This window comes from Streptomyces sp. NPDC037203 (assembly GCF_055605065.1).
In genome coordinates this window covers 232,191-248,862 of record NZ_JBVJUC010000002.1, presented here as the reverse complement: position 1 = coordinate 248,862, position 16,672 = coordinate 232,191, and the positions used below count along the sequence as shown (strand labels likewise).

The 16,672-nt window shown below is 72.7% G+C and carries 14 protein-coding genes and 1 pseudogene; 10 read left to right on the top strand and 5 right to left on the bottom strand.

Going from position 1 to position 16,672, the window contains the following annotated elements; all coding sequences use genetic code 11:
• The 7 genes and pseudogenes from ACZ7EC_RS05600 to ACZ7EC_RS05570 all read left to right on the top strand — a co-directional run.
• Positions 1-212, top strand: a pseudogene (locus ACZ7EC_RS05600) (hypothetical protein); the annotation flags it as partial.
• A gap of 242 nt (positions 213-454) precedes the next feature.
• Positions 455-1,507 (top strand): LacI family DNA-binding transcriptional regulator, encoded by a 1,053-nt coding sequence (locus ACZ7EC_RS05595; RefSeq protein WP_471058417.1) that lies wholly within the window; start codon positions 455-457, stop codon positions 1,505-1,507.
• Positions 1,504-3,057, top strand: a complete 1,554-nt coding sequence (locus ACZ7EC_RS05590) for a sugar ABC transporter ATP-binding protein (protein ID WP_471058414.1) — start codon at positions 1,504-1,506, stop codon at positions 3,055-3,057. Before ACZ7EC_RS05595 ends, ACZ7EC_RS05590 begins: the two co-directional genes overlap by 4 nt.
• Complete coding sequence (locus tag ACZ7EC_RS05585) at positions 3,047-4,996, top strand: ABC transporter permease/substrate-binding protein (protein ID WP_471058411.1); 1,950 nt, start codon at positions 3,047-3,049, stop codon at positions 4,994-4,996. Before ACZ7EC_RS05590 ends, ACZ7EC_RS05585 begins: the two co-directional genes overlap by 11 nt.
• Before the next feature lie 122 nt (positions 4,997-5,118).
• The gene (locus ACZ7EC_RS05580) at positions 5,119-6,018 is read left to right on the top strand and encodes a ribokinase (protein WP_471058408.1); all 900 of its coding nucleotides are present in this window, start codon (positions 5,119-5,121) and stop codon (positions 6,016-6,018) included.
• Positions 6,015-6,395 carry a D-ribose pyranase gene (gene rbsD / locus ACZ7EC_RS05575; RefSeq protein WP_471058405.1) on the top strand — a complete coding sequence of 127 codons (381 nt, stop codon included), beginning with the start codon at positions 6,015-6,017 and terminating at the stop codon, positions 6,393-6,395. Before ACZ7EC_RS05580 ends, rbsD begins: the two co-directional genes overlap by 4 nt.
• An 81-nt stretch (positions 6,396-6,476) precedes the next feature.
• Complete coding sequence (locus ACZ7EC_RS05570; RefSeq protein ID WP_471058403.1) at positions 6,477-7,286, top strand: hypothetical protein; 810 nt, start codon at positions 6,477-6,479, stop codon at positions 7,284-7,286.
• Between the two features lie 5 nt (positions 7,287-7,291).
• Here the strand turns inward: ACZ7EC_RS05570 and ACZ7EC_RS05565 are convergent, their stop codons facing one another.
• Positions 7,292-7,777, bottom strand: coding sequence for a hypothetical protein (locus ACZ7EC_RS05565; RefSeq protein WP_471058401.1), 486 nt, complete (start codon positions 7,775-7,777; stop codon positions 7,292-7,294).
• Between the two features lie 211 nt (positions 7,778-7,988).
• Here ACZ7EC_RS05565 and ACZ7EC_RS05560 point away from each other — a divergent pair, with 211 nt between their 5' ends.
• Complete coding sequence (locus ACZ7EC_RS05560) at positions 7,989-9,203, top strand: lipase family protein (RefSeq protein ID WP_471058398.1); 1,215 nt, start codon at positions 7,989-7,991, stop codon at positions 9,201-9,203.
• A gap of 13 nt (positions 9,204-9,216) precedes the next feature.
• Here ACZ7EC_RS05560 and ACZ7EC_RS05555 read toward each other — a convergent pair whose 3' ends face one another.
• From ACZ7EC_RS05555 to ACZ7EC_RS05545, 3 genes are read right to left on the bottom strand one after another with little or no spacing between them, the layout of a single operon-like run.
• Complete coding sequence (locus tag ACZ7EC_RS05555) at positions 9,217-10,014, bottom strand: sugar phosphate isomerase/epimerase family protein (protein ID WP_471059729.1); 798 nt, start codon at positions 10,012-10,014, stop codon at positions 9,217-9,219.
• A gap of 32 nt (positions 10,015-10,046) precedes the next feature.
• The gene (locus ACZ7EC_RS05550) at positions 10,047-11,198 is read right to left on the bottom strand and encodes a dihydrodipicolinate synthase family protein (RefSeq protein ID WP_471058396.1); all 1,152 of its coding nucleotides are present in this window, start codon (positions 11,196-11,198) and stop codon (positions 10,047-10,049) included.
• Positions 11,195-12,349, bottom strand: coding sequence for a Gfo/Idh/MocA family protein (locus ACZ7EC_RS05545; protein ID WP_471058392.1), 1,155 nt, complete (start codon positions 12,347-12,349; stop codon positions 11,195-11,197). The genes ACZ7EC_RS05550 and ACZ7EC_RS05545 overlap by 4 nt, the downstream gene beginning before the upstream one ends.
• Before the next feature lie 273 nt (positions 12,350-12,622).
• On the opposite strand from ACZ7EC_RS05545, the gene ACZ7EC_RS05540 reads away from it, so the two are divergent.
• Positions 12,623-13,669: a LacI family DNA-binding transcriptional regulator gene (locus ACZ7EC_RS05540; protein ID WP_471058390.1), complete on the top strand. Its 1,047-nt coding sequence runs from the start codon at positions 12,623-12,625 to the stop codon at positions 13,667-13,669.
• Positions 13,670-14,262: 593 nt separating this feature from the next.
• Here the strand turns inward: ACZ7EC_RS05540 and ACZ7EC_RS05535 are convergent.
• Positions 14,263-15,690 (bottom strand): alkaline phosphatase family protein, encoded by a 1,428-nt coding sequence (locus tag ACZ7EC_RS05535; protein ID WP_471058386.1) that lies wholly within the window; start codon positions 15,688-15,690, stop codon positions 14,263-14,265.
• A 175-nt stretch (positions 15,691-15,865) separates the two neighbouring features.
• On the opposite strand from ACZ7EC_RS05535, the gene ACZ7EC_RS05530 reads away from it, so the two are divergent.
• Complete coding sequence (locus tag ACZ7EC_RS05530) at positions 15,866-16,660, top strand: sugar phosphate isomerase/epimerase family protein (RefSeq protein WP_471058383.1); 795 nt, start codon at positions 15,866-15,868, stop codon at positions 16,658-16,660.
• The last annotated feature ends 12 nt before the right edge of the window (positions 16,661-16,672 follow it).

The window sequence follows — 16,672 nt, the reverse complement described above, 5'->3', positions numbered from 1 at the left end:
GTCGCGAGGAAGGCCGAGAAGAAGGCAGGGAAGAGGGGCGCATCCAGACATCCCAGGCGATGGTTCTTCGCCTTCTGGAATGGCGCCGCATCCCCGTCCCCGACACCGCCCGCGCACGCATCGAAGCCTGCACCGACCTCAGCCAACTGGAGACGTGGGCCGAACGAGCCGTACACGCGGCGGACGCCGGCGAATTGTTCGCCGGGGAATGAGCCCGCGTCCTCACGGCCGACGCCCGCCCCCGTCGGGCACGCCTCCCCGGTGATCGGCGCGCGCCGATCGCCGGTCACCGGTGATCTCCCGCCCGCCAGACGTCGCCTTCCGGCCCGGTAACGATTGAGTTTCGGCCACCGCCCACCCCCTTGCCACCCCTCATGTAATCGATTCCAATCGTTTCCGCGTCTCGATGTAATCGATTCCAAACGTCACGAGTTCACAAGGAGGTGGGCCGGAGGTGGCGAGTATCAAGGATGTCGCCGCGGTGGCGGGCGTGTCCGTTGCGACGGTTTCGCGGGTGCTGAACGCGCATCCGTCGGTCAGCGCGGACGCGCGGAGCCGGGTGCTGGCCGCCGTGGAGTCGCTGGGGTACCGGCCGAACGCCGTGGCGCGTTCGCTGCGGACCGATCAGACCCACACCCTGGGCCTCGTCATCAGCGACGTCCTGAATCCCTACTTCACCGAGCTGGCCCGCTCCGTGGAGGAAGAGGCCAGGTCGCTCGGGTACAGCGTGATCATCGGGAACGCGGACGAGCGGCCCGACCTGCAGGACCACCACGTACGGAACCTGCTGGACCGGCGGATCGACGGCCTGCTCGTGTCGCCGACCGACGGCGGGTCTCCGCTCATGCTGGACGCCGCCCGCGCCGGAACACCGATGGTGTTCGTGGACCGCTGGATCCCCGGCGTCGACGTCCCCGTCGTACGCGCCGACGGACGAGCCGCCGTACAGGACCTCGTGGCGCACCTCCACGCCCTCGGGCACCGGCGGGTCGCGATCATCGCGGGGCCCGCGGCCACCACCACCGGCAGCGAGCGCGTCGAGGCGTTCCGCGCCGCGCTGGCCGAGTACGGGCTCCCGCTCCCCGGCGTCTACATCGGCCAGGGCGACTTCCAGGCCGCCAGCGGGCGCCGGGTCACCGAGGGCTTCCTCGACCTTCCCGAACCGCCGGACGCCGTCTTCGCCGCGGACAACCTGATGGCGCTCGGCGCCCTGGACGCCGTCCGGGCGCGCGGGCTGCGGGTGCCGGACGACATCGCGCTCGCCGCGTTCGACGACATCCCCTGGTTCGTGCACACCGATCCCCCGGTCACCGCGATCGCCCAGCCCACCGGCGAGCTGGGCCGGGCCGCCGTACGCGCCCTGGTCGACCGGATCGAGGGGCGGCCGGCCACGTCCGTCACCCTCGCCGCCCGGCTGGTCGTACGCCGTTCCTGCGGTGAGACACCGGAGAAAGCCCGGATCGTCCCCACCCCGCCCCTCCCCCCAGTGCAAAGGAGCACGACGTGAGCAACCCGGACGAGTTGCTGCGCATCGAGGGCATACGCAAGACCTTTCCCGGCGTGGTCGCACTCGACGGTGTCGACTTCGACCTGCGCCGGGGCGAGGTGCATGTGCTGCTCGGAGAGAACGGCGCCGGCAAGAGCACGCTCATCAAGATGCTCTCCGGCGCCTATACGCCCGACTCCGGGCGGATCCTCGTCGGCGGGCAGGAGACGCGCATCCACGGTGCGCAGGACTCCGGGCGGCTCGGGATCGCCACCATCTACCAGGAGTTCAACCTGGTGCCGGACCTGACCGTCGCCGAGAACATCTTCCTCGGCCGGCAGCCGCGCCGCCTCGGGATGATCGACCGGAAGCGGATGGAGGCCGAGGCCGCGAAGCTCCTGGAGCGGGTCGGCGTGCGGGTCTCACCGCGGGCGCGGGTGCGGGAACTGGGTATCGCCCGGCTCCAGATGGTGGAGATCGCCAAGGCGCTGAGCCTGGACGCGCGCGTGCTCATCATGGACGAGCCGACCGCCGTGCTGACCTCGGAGGAGGTCGAGAAACTGTTCGCGATCGTGCGCCAGCTGCGGGCGGACGGGGTGGGCATCGTCTTCATCACGCACCATCTCGACGAGATCGCCGCCCTCGGTGACCGCGTCACCGTCATCCGGGACGGCAGGAGTGTGGGCCAGGTGCCCGCCACCACGCCCGAGGACGAACTCGTACGGCTCATGGTCGGGCGGTCGATCGAGCAGCAGTACCCGCGTCAACGCCCGGACAGGGGCGATGCGTTGCTCAGCGTCGAGGGGCTGACCCGCGACGGCGTCTTCCACGACGTGAGCTTCGAGGTGCACGCCGGTGAGGTCGTCGGCATCGCCGGTCTGGTGGGCGCCGGGCGCACCGAGGTCGTACGGGCCGTGTTCGGCGCGGACCCGTACGACGACGGGACCGTGAAGGTGGGTGGCACCGCGCTCAGGCGCTCCGACGTGAACGCCGCGATGGCGGCCGGGATCGGGCTGGTGCCCGAGGACCGCAAGGGGCAGGGCCTGGTGCTGGACGCCTCCGTCGAGGAGAACCTGGGCCTCGTCACCCTGCGCGCGGCGACCCGCGCCGGGCTGGTCGACCGCCGGGCGCAGCATGCCGCGGCCGAGCGGATCGCCGGTCAGCTGGGCGTGCGGATGGCCGGGCTCGGCCAGCATGTGCGCACGCTGTCCGGCGGCAACCAGCAGAAGGTCGTCATCGGCAAGTGGCTGCTGGCCGACACCAGGGTGCTGATCCTGGACGAGCCGACGCGCGGCATCGACGTCGGCGCCAAGGTCGAGATCTACCAGCTGATCAACGAGCTGACGGCCGCCGGTGCCGCCGTCCTGATGATCTCCAGTGATCTGCCCGAGGTGCTCGGCATGAGCGACCGGGTGCTGGTGATGGCCCAGGGCCGGATCGCCGGCGAACTCGCGGCCGGCGAGGCCACGCAGGACGCCGTGATGGCGCTCGCCGTGTCCAGCCCCACGACCGGCGACGCGAACGGCAACACGAACGACAACACCGCGAAGGAGGCCGACCGTGGCCAGTGACACGCTCAAGAGCACGAAGGGAGCGAGTGGCGCGCCGGGCGGCCTGCGCCGGCTGCTGCTCGACAACGGCGCGCTGACCGCGCTGATCGTCCTGGTCATCGCCCTGTCGGCGCTGTCCGGTGACTTCCTGACGACGGACAACCTGCTCAACATCGGTGTCCAGGCGGCCGTGACGGCGATCCTGGCCTTCGGTGTCACCTTCGTGATCGTGGCGGCGGGCATCGACCTGTCGGTCGGCTCGGTGGCCGCGCTGTCTGCGACGGTGCTGGCGTGGAGCGCCACCCAGCACGGGGTGCCGGTCGCGCTGGCCGTCGTCCTCGCGGTGGCCACGGGTGTGGCGGCCGGTCTGGTGAACGGTTTCCTCATCGCCTACGGCAAGCTGCCGCCGTTCATCGCGACGCTCGCGATGCTGTCGGTGGGGCGCGGTCTGTCGCTGGTGATCTCCGGCGGTGTGCCGATCCCGTTCCCGGCCTCGGTCTCGCACCTCGGTGACACGCTCGGCGACTGGCTGCCGGTGCCGGTCCTGGTCATGATCGTGATGGGGCTGCTGGCCGCGTTCGTGCTCGGCCGCACCTACATCGGCCGCTCGATGTACGCGATCGGCGGCAACGAGGAGGCCGCGCGCCTGTCGGGTCTGCGGGTGAAGAAGCAGAAGCTCGCTATCTACGCCCTGTCCGGTGTGTTCGCGGCGGTGGCGGGCATCGTGCTGGCCTCCCGGCTGTCCTCCGCGCAGCCGCAGGCCGCCGACGGCTACGAGCTGGACGCGATCGCGGCCGTCGTCATCGGCGGCGCCTCGCTCGCGGGCGGCACCGGCAAGGCGTCCGGCACCCTGGTCGGCGCGCTGATCCTCGCGGTGCTGCGCAACGGTCTGAACCTGCTGAACGTCTCCGCGTTCTGGCAGCAGGTCGTGATCGGTGTCGTGATCGCGCTGGCGGTGCTGCTCGACACGGTGCGCCGCAAGGCGGGTGCCACCCCGGTCACCAGCGGGGGCGGCGGCAACAAGGGCAGGCAGGCGGCAACGTACGGGCTCGCGGCCGTGGTGACGGTGGCGGTGGTCGGCGCGACCTCCTTCCTGCACAACGGCTCCTCGTCCTCGGACAAGCCGAAGATGGGTCTGTCGCTGTCCACCCTGAACAACCCGTTCTTCGTGCAGATCCGCTCCGGCGCCCAGGCCGAGGCGAAGAAGCTGGGCGTGGACCTGACGGTCACCGACGCGCAGAACGATGCCTCCCAGCAGGCCAACCAGCTTCAGAACTTCACCAGTTCGAGCCTCGACGCGATCATCGTCAACCCGGTCGACTCGGACGCGGCGAGCAACTCGGTCAAGGCCGCCGACAAGGCGAAGATCCCGGTGATCGCGGTGGACCGCGGGGTGAACAAGGCCACCGTGGACGCCCTGGTGGCCTCGGACAACATCGCCGGCGGCGAGCAGGCGGCCAGGACGATCGCCGAGAAGCTGGGCGGCAAGGGCAAGATCGTGATCCTCCAGGGTCAGGCGGGCACCTCGGCGGCGCGGGAGCGTGCGCAGGGCTTCGCCAACGGTCTGAAGGCGTACCCCGGCATCAAGGTGGTCGCGCAGCAGCCCGCCGACTTCGACCGCACCAAGGGACTCGACGTGATGTCGAACCTGCTCCAGGCCCACCCGGACGTGCAGGGCGTGATCGCCGCCAACGACGAGATGGCCCTCGGCGCGATCAAGGCGCTGGGTTCGAAGGCCGGTACGTCGGTGCCGGTGGTCGGCTTCGACGGCACCCCGGACGGCCTGACCGCGGTCAAGGCGGGCACGCTGTACGCCTCCGTCGCGCAGCAGCCGACCCAGCTCGGCCGGATCGCCGTGGACAACGCGCTCAAGGCGTCCCGGGGCAAGAAGGTGCAGCAGACGGTGAAGGTGCCGGTGAAGGTGGTCACCAAGGACAACGTGGCCGGATTCACCGGCTGACGGCGGCGGGCGAAGCGGGCGCGGGCGGACGGTCGGACACCATGGACGCACCATGGGGGCGGCCGTCCGCCCCGGCTCGTTCCTCGGGTTCTCGGATTTCAAGGGTTCATGGGAGTCAACTGATGTACGACTACGACCTGTTGGTCGTGGGTTCGGCCAACGCCGACCTGGTGATCGGGGTCGAGCGGCGGCCAGCCGCCGGTGAGACGGTGCTCGGCGGGGATCTGTCCACGCATCCGGGCGGCAAGGGCGCCAACCAGGCGGTCGCGGCGGCCCGGCTGGGTGCCCGTACGGCCCTGCTGGCGCGCGTCGGCGAGGACGGCCACGGCCGGCTGCTGCTGGACTCCCTGCGCTCGGCCGGGGTGGACCCGGCGGGGGTGCTCGAAGGCGGGGCGCCGACCGGGGTCGCGCTGATCACCGTGGACCCGTCCGGGGACAACAGCATCGTGGTGTCGCCCGGCGCCAACGCCCGCCTCACCCCGGCGGACGTCCGGGCGGCCGGCTCGCTGCTCCGGGCCGCGCGCGTGGTCTCGGCCCAGCTGGAAATCCCGCTGGAGACGGTGGAGGAGGTCGTACGGACCCTGCCGTCCGGCACCCGTTTCGTGCTCAACCCCTCCCCGCCGCGCCCGCTGCCCGCGGAGGTGCTGGCCGCCTGCGACCCGCTGATCGTCAACGAGCACGAGGCGCGGGTGATCCTGGGCGAGTCCGCCGGGGGGGAGCCCGAGGACTGGGCGCGCGGGCTGCTGGCCCTCGGCCCGCGCTCGGTCGTGGTCACGCTCGGCGCGCGGGGTGCGCTGGTGTACGACGACTCGGGGGCGCGGCGGGTCGCGTCGGTGAAGGTCGACGCGGTGGACACCACGGGTGCGGGCGACGCGTTCACGGCGGCGCTGGCCTGGAAGCTGGGCACGGGCGTGGGCCTCGCCGAGGCGGCGGCGTACGCGGCCCGCGTCGGCGCGGCGGCCGTGACGAGGGCGGGGGCGCAGGAGTCGTATCCGACGGCCGAGGAGGTCGGGCAGCTGTGAAGAAGTCGGGCATCCTGAACCGCCATCTGGCGGGCGCCCTGGCCGAGTTGGGGCACGGGGACGGGGTTCTGGTCTGCGACGCGGGCATGCCGATCCCGGCCGGGCCGCGCGTGGTGGACCTGGCCTTCCGGGCCGGGGTGCCGTCCTTCGCGGAGGTCTTCGCCGGCCTGGTGGACGAACTGGTCCTGGAGGGCGCCACGGTCGCGGAGGAGCTGCGCGGAGGCCATCTGGAGCTGGTGCGGCGGCAGTTCGCCCGGCTGGACGTCGTACCGCACGAGCGGCTCAAGGAGTTGTCGGCGGGAGCGAGGCTGGTCGTGCGCACCGGTGAGGCGAGCCCGTATGCCAATGTGCTGTTGCGGTGCGGGGTGTTCTTCTAGGGACGCGCCGAAAGAGGGCGGTCAACTCCGCTGATGGAAACGGGTGTTGAGCATCCGTACCGCCGGTGTTTGACTTGGCCGGTGACTGCCATCGAGGGAGCGAGCGCTCTGGACCAGCTCGGGCCGGTGCTCAGCCGGCATCCGGTCGACCACCGCAAGCGGTGGGTGAATGCCGCCTGGGCCCTGCTGGTCGCCGTCCCGTCGGGCTGGCTCGGGGTGTGGGGCCTGTCCACCGCCGACGAGGGGTCGGCCCGCGGCAACCGGGCGATCGGCCTGCTGATCGGTCTCGCGCTGGGCGCCGTATGGGTCGCGGTGACCCAGATCGTGCGGGCGCTGCGCGGCGAGCCCGGAGAGTACTTCGAGGTGCGGGAGCGGGGCCTGGTCCACGGGTCGCGGCGGGGCGCCGCCGGCTGGACCTGGGACCGCGTCACCTCCCTTTACATCGAGGGCGACGCCGTCAACCGCCTCGCGACCCGGCTGGGCAACGGCTACCGCATCGAGATCCTGTTCGCCGACGGCCGCCGGCTGCGGACCGACGGGCTCGCCGCGTACGCCGCGGACCTGGGGCGCGTGCTGCTGGCCCGCTGCCCGGACATCGCCCTGCGCCCGCGGGTCCCGTGGTGGGCGAGGGCGGGCGGACGGCTGCTGGCCGGGGCGGCGCTCTGTGTGCTGGCGATCGTGGGCCAGGTCCTCTACATCACGGACCACCCCGATCGTGTGCACCGGGAGCAGACCGCCCTCGGCCCGGCCACGGTGACCGACGCACAGGGCATCAGCGACACGGGGATCACCCTCCTGGCCGTCGGCATGATGGTGTGCGCGATCGCGGCGATCACCTTCGTCGTCCTCTTCGTGCGGGGCCGGGCGTACCGGGGCGTGTCCGGCCGCTGAGCCCTTCACCGGGTGGTCGCAGCGGCGCCGGACTTCTCGGCATCCTTCGGCTCGGGATTCACCAGCACGATCCCCCAGGTGTCGTGCGGGCCGGGCCGCACCGTGATCTCCTCGGTGCGGCCGGGGCGGGTGAAGTGCAGGACGACGGGCTGCCGTACGGCGAAGCCCTCTGCGAAGTCGGCGGTGACCTCGTCGCGGGCCGCCGCCCTGCCGTACTCCTTGATCCACCCGCGGGCCGCGGGCCTCGCGTCGCCGTCCTCGGTGTCCAGGGCGGCGACGCCGTCGACGTCACCGTCGGCCAGCCGCCACAGAAGCTTCTGGACGACTTCCAGGCTGTCGGCGACCGGGTAGCCGGTGACGCGCAGGTGCGGGTGGTCCGCGTAGTCCTGCAAGTAGTCCGTTCGCTTGGCGGCACAGCCGGTCAGGGCGGCGCCGAGCAGCAGCGGGATCACGAGCGCGGTGGCGCGGCGGCGGGTCGATATGGTGATCATCCGGTCAAGTTTCCACGATCGGCCGCGTGGCCGTCCCGGCCGGCCGCGCGCCCGCCGGTTTGCGCGCACGCACCCGCGGGGCGGGGCAAACGGTCCCCCCGCGGGTTCCATCCCATGTGATGAACCCGCAGGACGACACGCCCGGCATCGCCCGGACCCGGCCCCACCATGGCGGTGTCCGCCCTTCGCGACGACACCTAGGAGCACCACCATGTCGCCTCAGGACTCGGCCGAACCGGAACTCGCCGGACTGACCATCAGCGATCCGCTCGACCAGCGGGTGCACAACCCGGTCGACGTACCGTCCCCGGACAACGAGTGGAGCCTGCCGGAAGGCTTCGCGTGGGTCTTCCACGGGGAGGGGAACCGGGGCATCACCCGGCCCGTGATCATCTCCGACGGCTTCAGCCTCGGCCGGAGCGAACTCGACAAGCTCTACCAGTTCCTGGAGAGCGACTTCCCCCTCATCAGCGAACTGCGCCGGCGCGGCAAGGACGTCATCCTGCTCGGCTACAACGAGCGCACCGCCGCGATCCAGGCCAACGCCCAGGCGGCCACGGCGGCGATCCTGCGGGCCGCCGCCGAACGGCTGGGCGGCGAGCGGCTGGTCGTCGGCGGGTTCAGCATGGGCGGACTGGTCACCCGGTACGCCCTCACCCGGCTGGAGAACCAGCGCATCGACCACCAGACCGGCACCTACTTCTCGTTCGACACCCCGCATCGCGGCGCCACCATCCCGGTCGGCGTCCAGGCGTTCTCGTACTTCATCCCGTTACCGGGCAACGACTTCGCCCGGCAGATGAACAGCCCGGCCGCCCGCCAGATGCTGTGGCGGCACTACGACAAGGACACCGGCAAGATCGGGGTGGCCAAGGAGCGCCAGGACCTGCTGGCGGAGCTGGCGCGGTTGGGCGGCTGGCCCCGCATCCCCCGGCTGCTCGGCGTCGCGAGCGGGCGCGGGGACGGTGTGGGACTGCCCGAGGTGCGGCCCGGCGAGACCGCGCTGCGCGTCGAGCGGATCTACCCCGGCACCACCTTCTACACCCAGGCACAGGGCGACGACGTGACCGCCGCCTACCTCAACCGCCGCTTCCCGAAGGCCGAGAAGACGATCACCACCGACGGCTTCCCGGAACTCGACGGCGCGCCCGGCGGCACGCTCAACACGTACCGCATCCTCGCCAACGCGCTGGAGAAGGCCGGCGGCACGGTGGACCTGCGGCACCCCGACATCTGCTTCGTGCCCACGATCAGCGCGGTGTCCGTCCGCGACATCGGCCGGCAGGACGACCTCTACGTGCAGGTGAACGATCTCCCGCCGGAGGAGAGCGACCTGGACGACTTCATCTGCTCGTCGACGACCACCACGCACACCGCCGTCACCGAGGAACTGGGCGTCTGGCTGCTCGACCGGATCACCTACTGACCCGGAGCCGGACTCAGGCGGCGTGCTCCAGATAGCGCGCCGCCGTCTCCCGCAGCACCTCCCGGCCGTCCCGCGCCCACAACTCCTCGTTGAACAGCTCCACCTCGACCGGGCCGGAGTAGCCCGCCGCCTCGACGTGCCCGCGCCACTCGCGCAGGTCGATCGAGCCGTCTCCGAGCTGCCCCCGGCCGTTCAGCACCCCCGCGGGCAGCGGTGTGGTCCAGTCGGCCAGTTGGAAGGCGTGGATACGGCCCGCCGTGCCCGCCCGAGCGATCCCCGCCGGGGCCTGGTCGTCCCACCAGACGTGGTACGTGTCCACGGTCACTCCCACCTGGTGCGCGGGGAAGCGTTCCGCGAGGTCCAGCGCCTGGGCCAGGGTCGACACCACGCAGCGGTCGGCGGCGAACATCGGGTGCAGCGGCTCGATGGCGAGGCGGACGCCGTGGGACTCGGCGTAGGGGGCCAGTTCGGCGAGGGCGTCGGCGATGCGTTCGCGGGCTCCGCCCAGGTCCTTGCCGCCCGCCGGGAGACCGCCGGAGACCAGGACCAGCGTGTCGGTGCCGAGCGCCGCCGCCTCGTCCACCGCGCGGCGGTTGTCGGCCAGGGCGGCGGCCCGCTCGCCGGGGTCGATCGCGGTGAGGAAGCCGCCCCGGCACAGCGTCGTCACCACCAGCCCCGCCGACCGGACCAGCGCAGCCGTCTCCGTGACGCCGTACGCCCGCACCGGCTCGCGCCAAAGGCCCACCTTGCCGATGCCGAACTCGCCGCAGACTTGCGTCAGTTCGGGCAAGGACAGCTGTTTCACCGTCATCTGGTTGACGGAGAGGCGGGCGAGGTCGCCGGTCACTGCCGGACTCCGTACAGGGCGAGAAGGGTTTTCATGCGGTCCTCGGCGAGGCGGGGGTCCGGGAACAGGCCGAGTCCGTCGGCGAGTTCGTAGGCGCGGGCCAGGTGCGGGAGTGAGCGGGCCGACTGGAGGCCGCCCACCATCGTGAAGTGCGACTGGTGGCCGGCCAGCCAGGCGAGCAGGACGACGCCGGTCTTGTAGAAGCGGGTGGGGGGCTGGAACAGGTGACGGGCCAACTCCAGGGTCGGGTCGAGGAGTTCGCGGAACGCGGCGGCGTCCCCGGCGTCGAGGTGGCGTACCGCCGGTGCCACCAGCGGGGCGAGCGGGTCGAAGACGCCGAGCAGGGCGTGGCTGAAGCCCCGCGCGTCGCCCGCGATCAGCTCGGGGTAGTGGAAGTCGTCGCCGGTGTAGCAGCGCACGCCCTCCGGGAGACGGCGGCGCAGAGCGATCTCCCGCCCCGCGTCCAGGAGGGAGATCTTGACGCCGTCGACCTTGTCCGGGTGGGCCGCGATCACGGCGAGGAACACCTCGGTGGCGGTGTCCAGGTCGGCCGAACCCCAGTAGCCCTCCAACGCCGGGTCGAACATCGGGCCGAGCCAGTGCAGCACGACCGGCTCGGCGGACTGGCGGAGCAGGTGGCCGTAGACCTCCTGGTAGTCCTCGGGGCCGGTGGCCGTCGCGGCCAGGGCGCGAGAGGCCATCAGGATCGCCTGGCCGCCGGACTCCTCCACGACCGCGAGCTGTTCCTCGTAGGCCGCGCGGATCTCCGCGAGGCTCCCGCCGGTGAGCTGGTCGGTGCCGGCGCCGCAGGCGATGCGCCCGCCGACTGCCTTCGCCTCGGCCGCGCTGCGCCGGATCAGCTCGGCGGCCCCCGGCCAGTCCAGGCCCATCCCGCGCTGAGCGGTGTCCATCGCCTCGGCGACCCCGAGGCCGTGCGCCCACAGATGGCGGCGGAAGGCGAGGGTGGCGTCCCAGTCGACGGCGGCGGGCGAGCCGGGCGAGACGTCCGCGTACGGGTCGGCGACGACATGGGCCGCGGAGAAGACCGTACGGGAGGTGAAGGCCGCACCGGGGGCGGTCCGGAGGGGCTCGGGGCGCGGCTCGTACGTCCGCACGGTGCCGTCGGCGCGGGGGAGTCCGATGGTCACAGGGCGATCTCCGGCACCGCGAGGCGGCGGCCCTCCGCCGCCGACCTCAGGCCCAGTTCGGCCAGTTGCACGCCCCGCGCCCCGGCCAGCAGGTCCCAGTGGTACGGGGTGCCGGCGTACACATGCCTGAGGAACAGCTCCCACTGCGCCTTGAAGCCGTTGCCGAACTCCCCGTTGTCCGGGACCTCCTGCCACTGCTCGCGGAACGCCTCGGTGGCGGGGACGTCCGGGTTCCAGACCGGCCTGGGGGTCGTAGCGCGGTGCTGGACGCGGCAGTTCCGCAGGCCGGCCACCGCCGAGGCCTCCGTGCCGTCGACCTGGAACTCGACCAGTTCGTCGCGGTGGACGCGCACCGCCCAGGAGGAGTTGATCTGCGCGATCGCACCGCCCTCCAGCTCGAAGACGCCGTACGCGGCGTCGTCGGCCGTCGCGTCGTACGGCTTGCCGTGCTCGTCCCAGCGGCGCGGGATGTGGGTGGCGGTCAGGGCCTGGACGGACGTGACGCGGCCGAACAGTTCGTGCAGCACGTACTCCCAGTGCGGGAACATGTCCACGACGATGCCGCCGCCGTCCTCGGCGCGGTAGTTCCAGGAGGGGCGCTGGGCGTCCTGCCAGTCGCCCTCGAAGACCCAGTAGCCGAACTCGCCGCGCACGGACAGGATCCGGCCGAAGAAGCCGCCGTCGATCAGCCGCTTCAGCTTCCGCAGGCCCGGCAGGAACAGCTTGTCCTGGACGACGCCGTGCCTCACGCCCTTCTCCCGCGCCAGGCGGGCGAGTCCGAGAGCGCCGTCGAGGCCGGTGGCGGTGGGCTTCTCGGTGTAGACGTGCTTGCCCGCGGCGATCGCCTTCCGGAGTGCGCCCTCGCGGGCGGCGGTGACCTGCGCGTCGAAGTAGACGTCGACGGACGGGTCGGCGAGCACCGCGTCCAGGTCGGTGGAGACGTGCTCCAGTCCGTGCCGGCCGGCGATCACGCGGAGCGCGTGTTCGCGTCGGCCGAGCAGGACCGGCTCCGGCCACAGCACGGTGCCGTCGCCGAGATCGAGTCCGCCCTCGTCGCGCAGGGCGAGGATCGAGCGCAGCAGGTGCTGGCGGTAGCCCATGCGCCCGGTCACGCCGTTCATGGCGATGCGCACCGTCGTCCTACGGGTCATGCCTCTCCCCTCCACGGGCCCCGGCGGGGCCTCGCCGAGCCCTCTTGCGTGGCGCCGAGCGGCCTGCCGTCCACTGCGACAATCGTCATAGCAAGCGCTTTCCGCCGAGAGGGAAGCTAGCCTCGGGACGGCGGTCGGCACAAGGCCCGTCCGGGTTCCGGGGCCCCTTTCCAGCGGGAGGGGCGTCGGCAGGGCGCGGGAACCGAAGTCCTGCTCAGGCCGTCTACCTGCCCTGACGAGACGACGATCGGCGCGACCCGGAGGACGACGAGAATGACCGTGACCCTGGCGGACGTGGCCGCGCGCGCCCAGGTCTCCCCCGCGACGGTGTCGCGTGTGCTGAACGGCAACTACCCGGTGGCGGCGTCGACCCGCGAGCGGGTGCTGCGCGCGGTGGACGAGCTGGACTACGTCCTCAACGGACCCGCGAGCGCGCTGGCCGCCGCCACGTCCGACCTGGTCGGCATCCTCGTCAACGACATCGCCGACCCCTTCTTCGGGATCATGGCGAGCGCGATCCAGGCGGAGATCGGGGGCACCGGGGGCCGGGCGGGCGGCGAGCGGCTCGCGGTCGTCTGCAACACGGGCGGCTCGCCGGAGCAGGAGCTGAAGTACCTGACGCTGCTGCAACGGCAGCGGGCGGCCGCGGTCGTACTGACCGGCGGCGCGGTCCTGGACGCGCCGCACGCGGCGGCCGTGGCGGCGAAGCTGCGCAAGCTCGGGGAGGGCGGCACGCGAGTGGTGCTGTGCGGCCGGCCCCCGGTTCCGGACGCGGGGGCGGTCGCCCTCAGCTTCGGCAACCTCGGCGGGGCGCGGGCGGTGACCGGGCATCTGGTGGGCCTCGGGCACCGGCGGCTCGGGTACATCGCCGGGCCCGAGGAGCGCTCGACCACGCGGCACCGGCTCGACGGACATCGCGCCGCGCTGGCCGCGGCGGGGATCGGGGAGGATCCGCGATGGACCGTGCACGGGCGGTTCGACCGGCGCTCGGGGTACGAGGGCGCGCGGGAACTGCTGCGCCGGGACCCGTCGTTGACGGCCGTGGTCGCCGCGAACGACTCCGTCGCGGCGGGGGCGTGCGCCGCCCTGCGGGATTCCGGGCTGCGCGTCCCGCAGGACGTGTCCGTCACCGGGTTCGACGATCTCCCGGTGGCCGTGGACGTCGTACCCGGCCTGACGACGGTCCGCCTGCCGCTGGCCGAGGCGGGCGCGCGGGCCGGGCGCATCGCCATGGGCCGGGAGGAGGCGCCGGCCTGGGGGACGGCCGAGGTGCCGGGGGAACTGGTGGTCAGGGGGTCGACGGGGGCGCCACGGGGCTGAGCGGGGCGGGCCGGTGGCGGCCGGGGGCTGAGCGGGCACCCGGCGCCGGCGTGCACGGGCCGACGGGTCCGGTGGCCGGATCGCTCGCGTCCCCCGCGGCCACCAAGACGCGCACCGGCGCGTCGCCGTCGGCGGGGCAGCGCGCGACCGCGGCGGGACGTGCACCACGCGGCCAGCCGACTCCCGCCCCCTGTACGCCAGGCAACCGGCGGCCCCGCGTCCCCGTGCGCCACGCCCGCTTCCCCTACGCCACGCGCCCGGCCGGTCCGCGTTGCCATACGGACGCACCCGATCCGGCCGCCTTCCCACGCACCACGCGGCCAGCCGACACGCGCCCCCGTACGGACGATCCCGGCGGCCCCGCACCCCCGTACGCCATGCGGCCGGCCGGCCCACGCCCCCGTGCCGACGCGCCCGTGGTCGACCGTCGTCGTCTACGCGGTCGGTCTCTCCCCCCGACGCGAAGGGCTCCCACCGGGGCGCGGCCGGCCGTCTTCCGTGCGGTCGCGTTTCGTCCCGATGGGAGTCGCCCCGGTGGGCCGTGCCGCCTCGCCCGGTGGGGCCGCCGCCCTCACACCTGCGGCAGCCCTCCCTCACACCTGCGGCCGGTGGCCCTTTTCCTGGTGCGGGTAGGTCTGGTCGGCGGCGGGCAGGCGCGGTGCGGGCAGCGTCGCCACCTCCTCCTTCGCCTTCTTCAGCCGCGCCGCCGTGTCCACGGGCAGCCGGGGCGCGCGCGTGGCGCTCCGGGAGAAGCGGAAGGCGCTGGTGAGGTCGCCGAAGGTGCGCCGCCGCCACGCGCTGACGTTCGGCTCCTCGACCCCGGTGAAGCGCTCCAGGAGCCGGAGGGCCGAGGTGTGGTCGAAGGCTTCGGTGGCGACCCAGCCGCCCACGGTCCAGGGCGAGATGATGATCGCCGGGACCCGGAATCCGCCGCCGATGGGGAGGCCGCCGACGAACTCGTCCCTGGTCCCGGCGGGCGGGGTGGGCGGGGCGACATGGTCGAAGAGGCCGTCGTTCTCGTCGTAGGCGAGGATGAAGGCCGTCTTGCGCCACACCTTCGGATTGGCGGCGATGGCCTCGATCTTCGACGCCACGAAGTCCGCTCCCGCGGCCGGCAGATAGTCGGGGTGCTCCGACTGGTGGCTGGTCGGCATGAGCCAGCTCACCGCCGGCAGCCGGTCGTTGCGGGCGTCGTCCTCGAAGGCGCCCGCGGGCCGCGGGCGCACCCCGCGCTCATGGAGGGCGGAGCCCGGCTTGGCCTTCTGGAACGCGGCGAACTGCTCCAGCATGTTGCAGCCGTAGTCGTCGTCCTGCCGGTACACCTGCCAGCTGACCCCGGCCGCCTGGAGCCGTTCGGCGTACGTCGTCCAGCGGTACGGCGCCGGCGCCTCGTTGCTGATGACCGGGCCGCCCCTGGTGCCGCCCGGATCGATCGAACCCGTCATCCACATCAGGCGGTTGGGCCAGGTGGGCCCGAGGACCGAGCAGAAGTAGTTGTCGCAGACGGTGAAGGTCTCCGCGAGCGCGAACTGGAACGGGATGTCCTCGCGCGTGTAATACCCCATGACGTAGGGGCCGTTGGCACCGTCGGCCGCGCGATGGGCGGGCAGCCACCGGTCCATCTTGCCGTTGTTCCACGCCTGGTGCTGCACCGACCAGGCGTGGCTGGTGGACGGGATCGCCTGGGCGCTGGACTTGCGGGTGTCGAGGTGGAAGGGCAGCAGATAGCCCTTCGGGTTCTCGGCGTCCGGCTGGTAGAAGACGCTGCGCCCGGTGTCGAGCCGTCGCGCGCGCGGGTCGGCGAAGCCGCGTACGCCGGAGAGTGTGCCGAAGTAGTGGTCGAAGGACCGGTTCTCCTGCATCAGCAGGACGACGTGCTCGATGTCGTGCAGCGAGCTGCGCCTGGGCGCGTCGGCGGCGACCGCCTTCTGGACGCTCGGCGGGAGCAGGGAGAGGGCCGCCGCGCCGCCCAGCGCTCCGGCGCCCGAGCCCAGGAGTCTGCGTCGAGTCAACTCTGCCATGTATCGACCTTCTTGTGGGTCTTTGCGGACCGGATGAGCGGTCGATCCCTACCCCGGCAGATCGGGTGACATCGGTTGTCGGCGAAAAAGCGGCAATACCTGGGTTCTTCTTGGAGAAGTCGTGACATTGCGGCGCGCCGGTGGCGCATGCGGCGGGCGAGTAGGCTCGTTGTGCATGAAGCTGGCGTTCTCCACTCTCGGTGTCCCCGGCCTGCCCGTCCCGGACGTCCTGGCGCTCGCGTCCGAGCACGGCTACCACGGTGTCGAACTGCGCGCCCACCCCGAGGAACCGGTCCACCCCGGCCTCTCCCCCGCCGAACGCGCCGACACGGCCGTCCTGTTCAGGAGTGCGGGCATCGAACCGCTGTGCGTGGCCGGGTACGCGCGGGTCGCCGCGCCCGGTGACGACGCGGCGGTACTCGGCGAGCTGCGCGGGCTGCTCCGGCTCGCGCACGATCTCGGCGCGCCCTTCGTCCGGGTCTTCCCCGGCGGGGAGGGGCCTCGGGAGGAAGCCGACGCGATCGCGGCCCGGCGGCTCGGGACCGCCGCCGAGGACGCGTCCGCGCTCGGGGTGCGGATCCTGCTGGAGACCCATGACTCGCACCGCACCGGCGCCGGCGCCATCCGGGTGCTGGGCCCGGTGGGGCACCGGCAGGTGGGGGCGCTGTGGGACGTGATGCACACCTGGCTGGGCGGCGAGCAGCCCGCGCAGACGTACGCGGCGCTCGCCCCCCACCTGGGCTACGTGCAGGTCAAGGACATCGCCTCGGCCGAGGACAGCACCCCGCTGCCGCTCGGCGCGGGCGTGCTGCCGCTCACCGAGTGCGTGGAGGTGCTCAGCCGGGGCGGCTGGGACGGCTGGCTGTGCTGGGAGTACGAGAAGCGGTGGTACGAGCGGGCCGCCCCGCTGCCCGGCCTGCTCGCCGCGGGCCGCGATCACCTCGTACGGCTGCTCGGCGAGGCGGCGTAGCCCGGTGCCCCC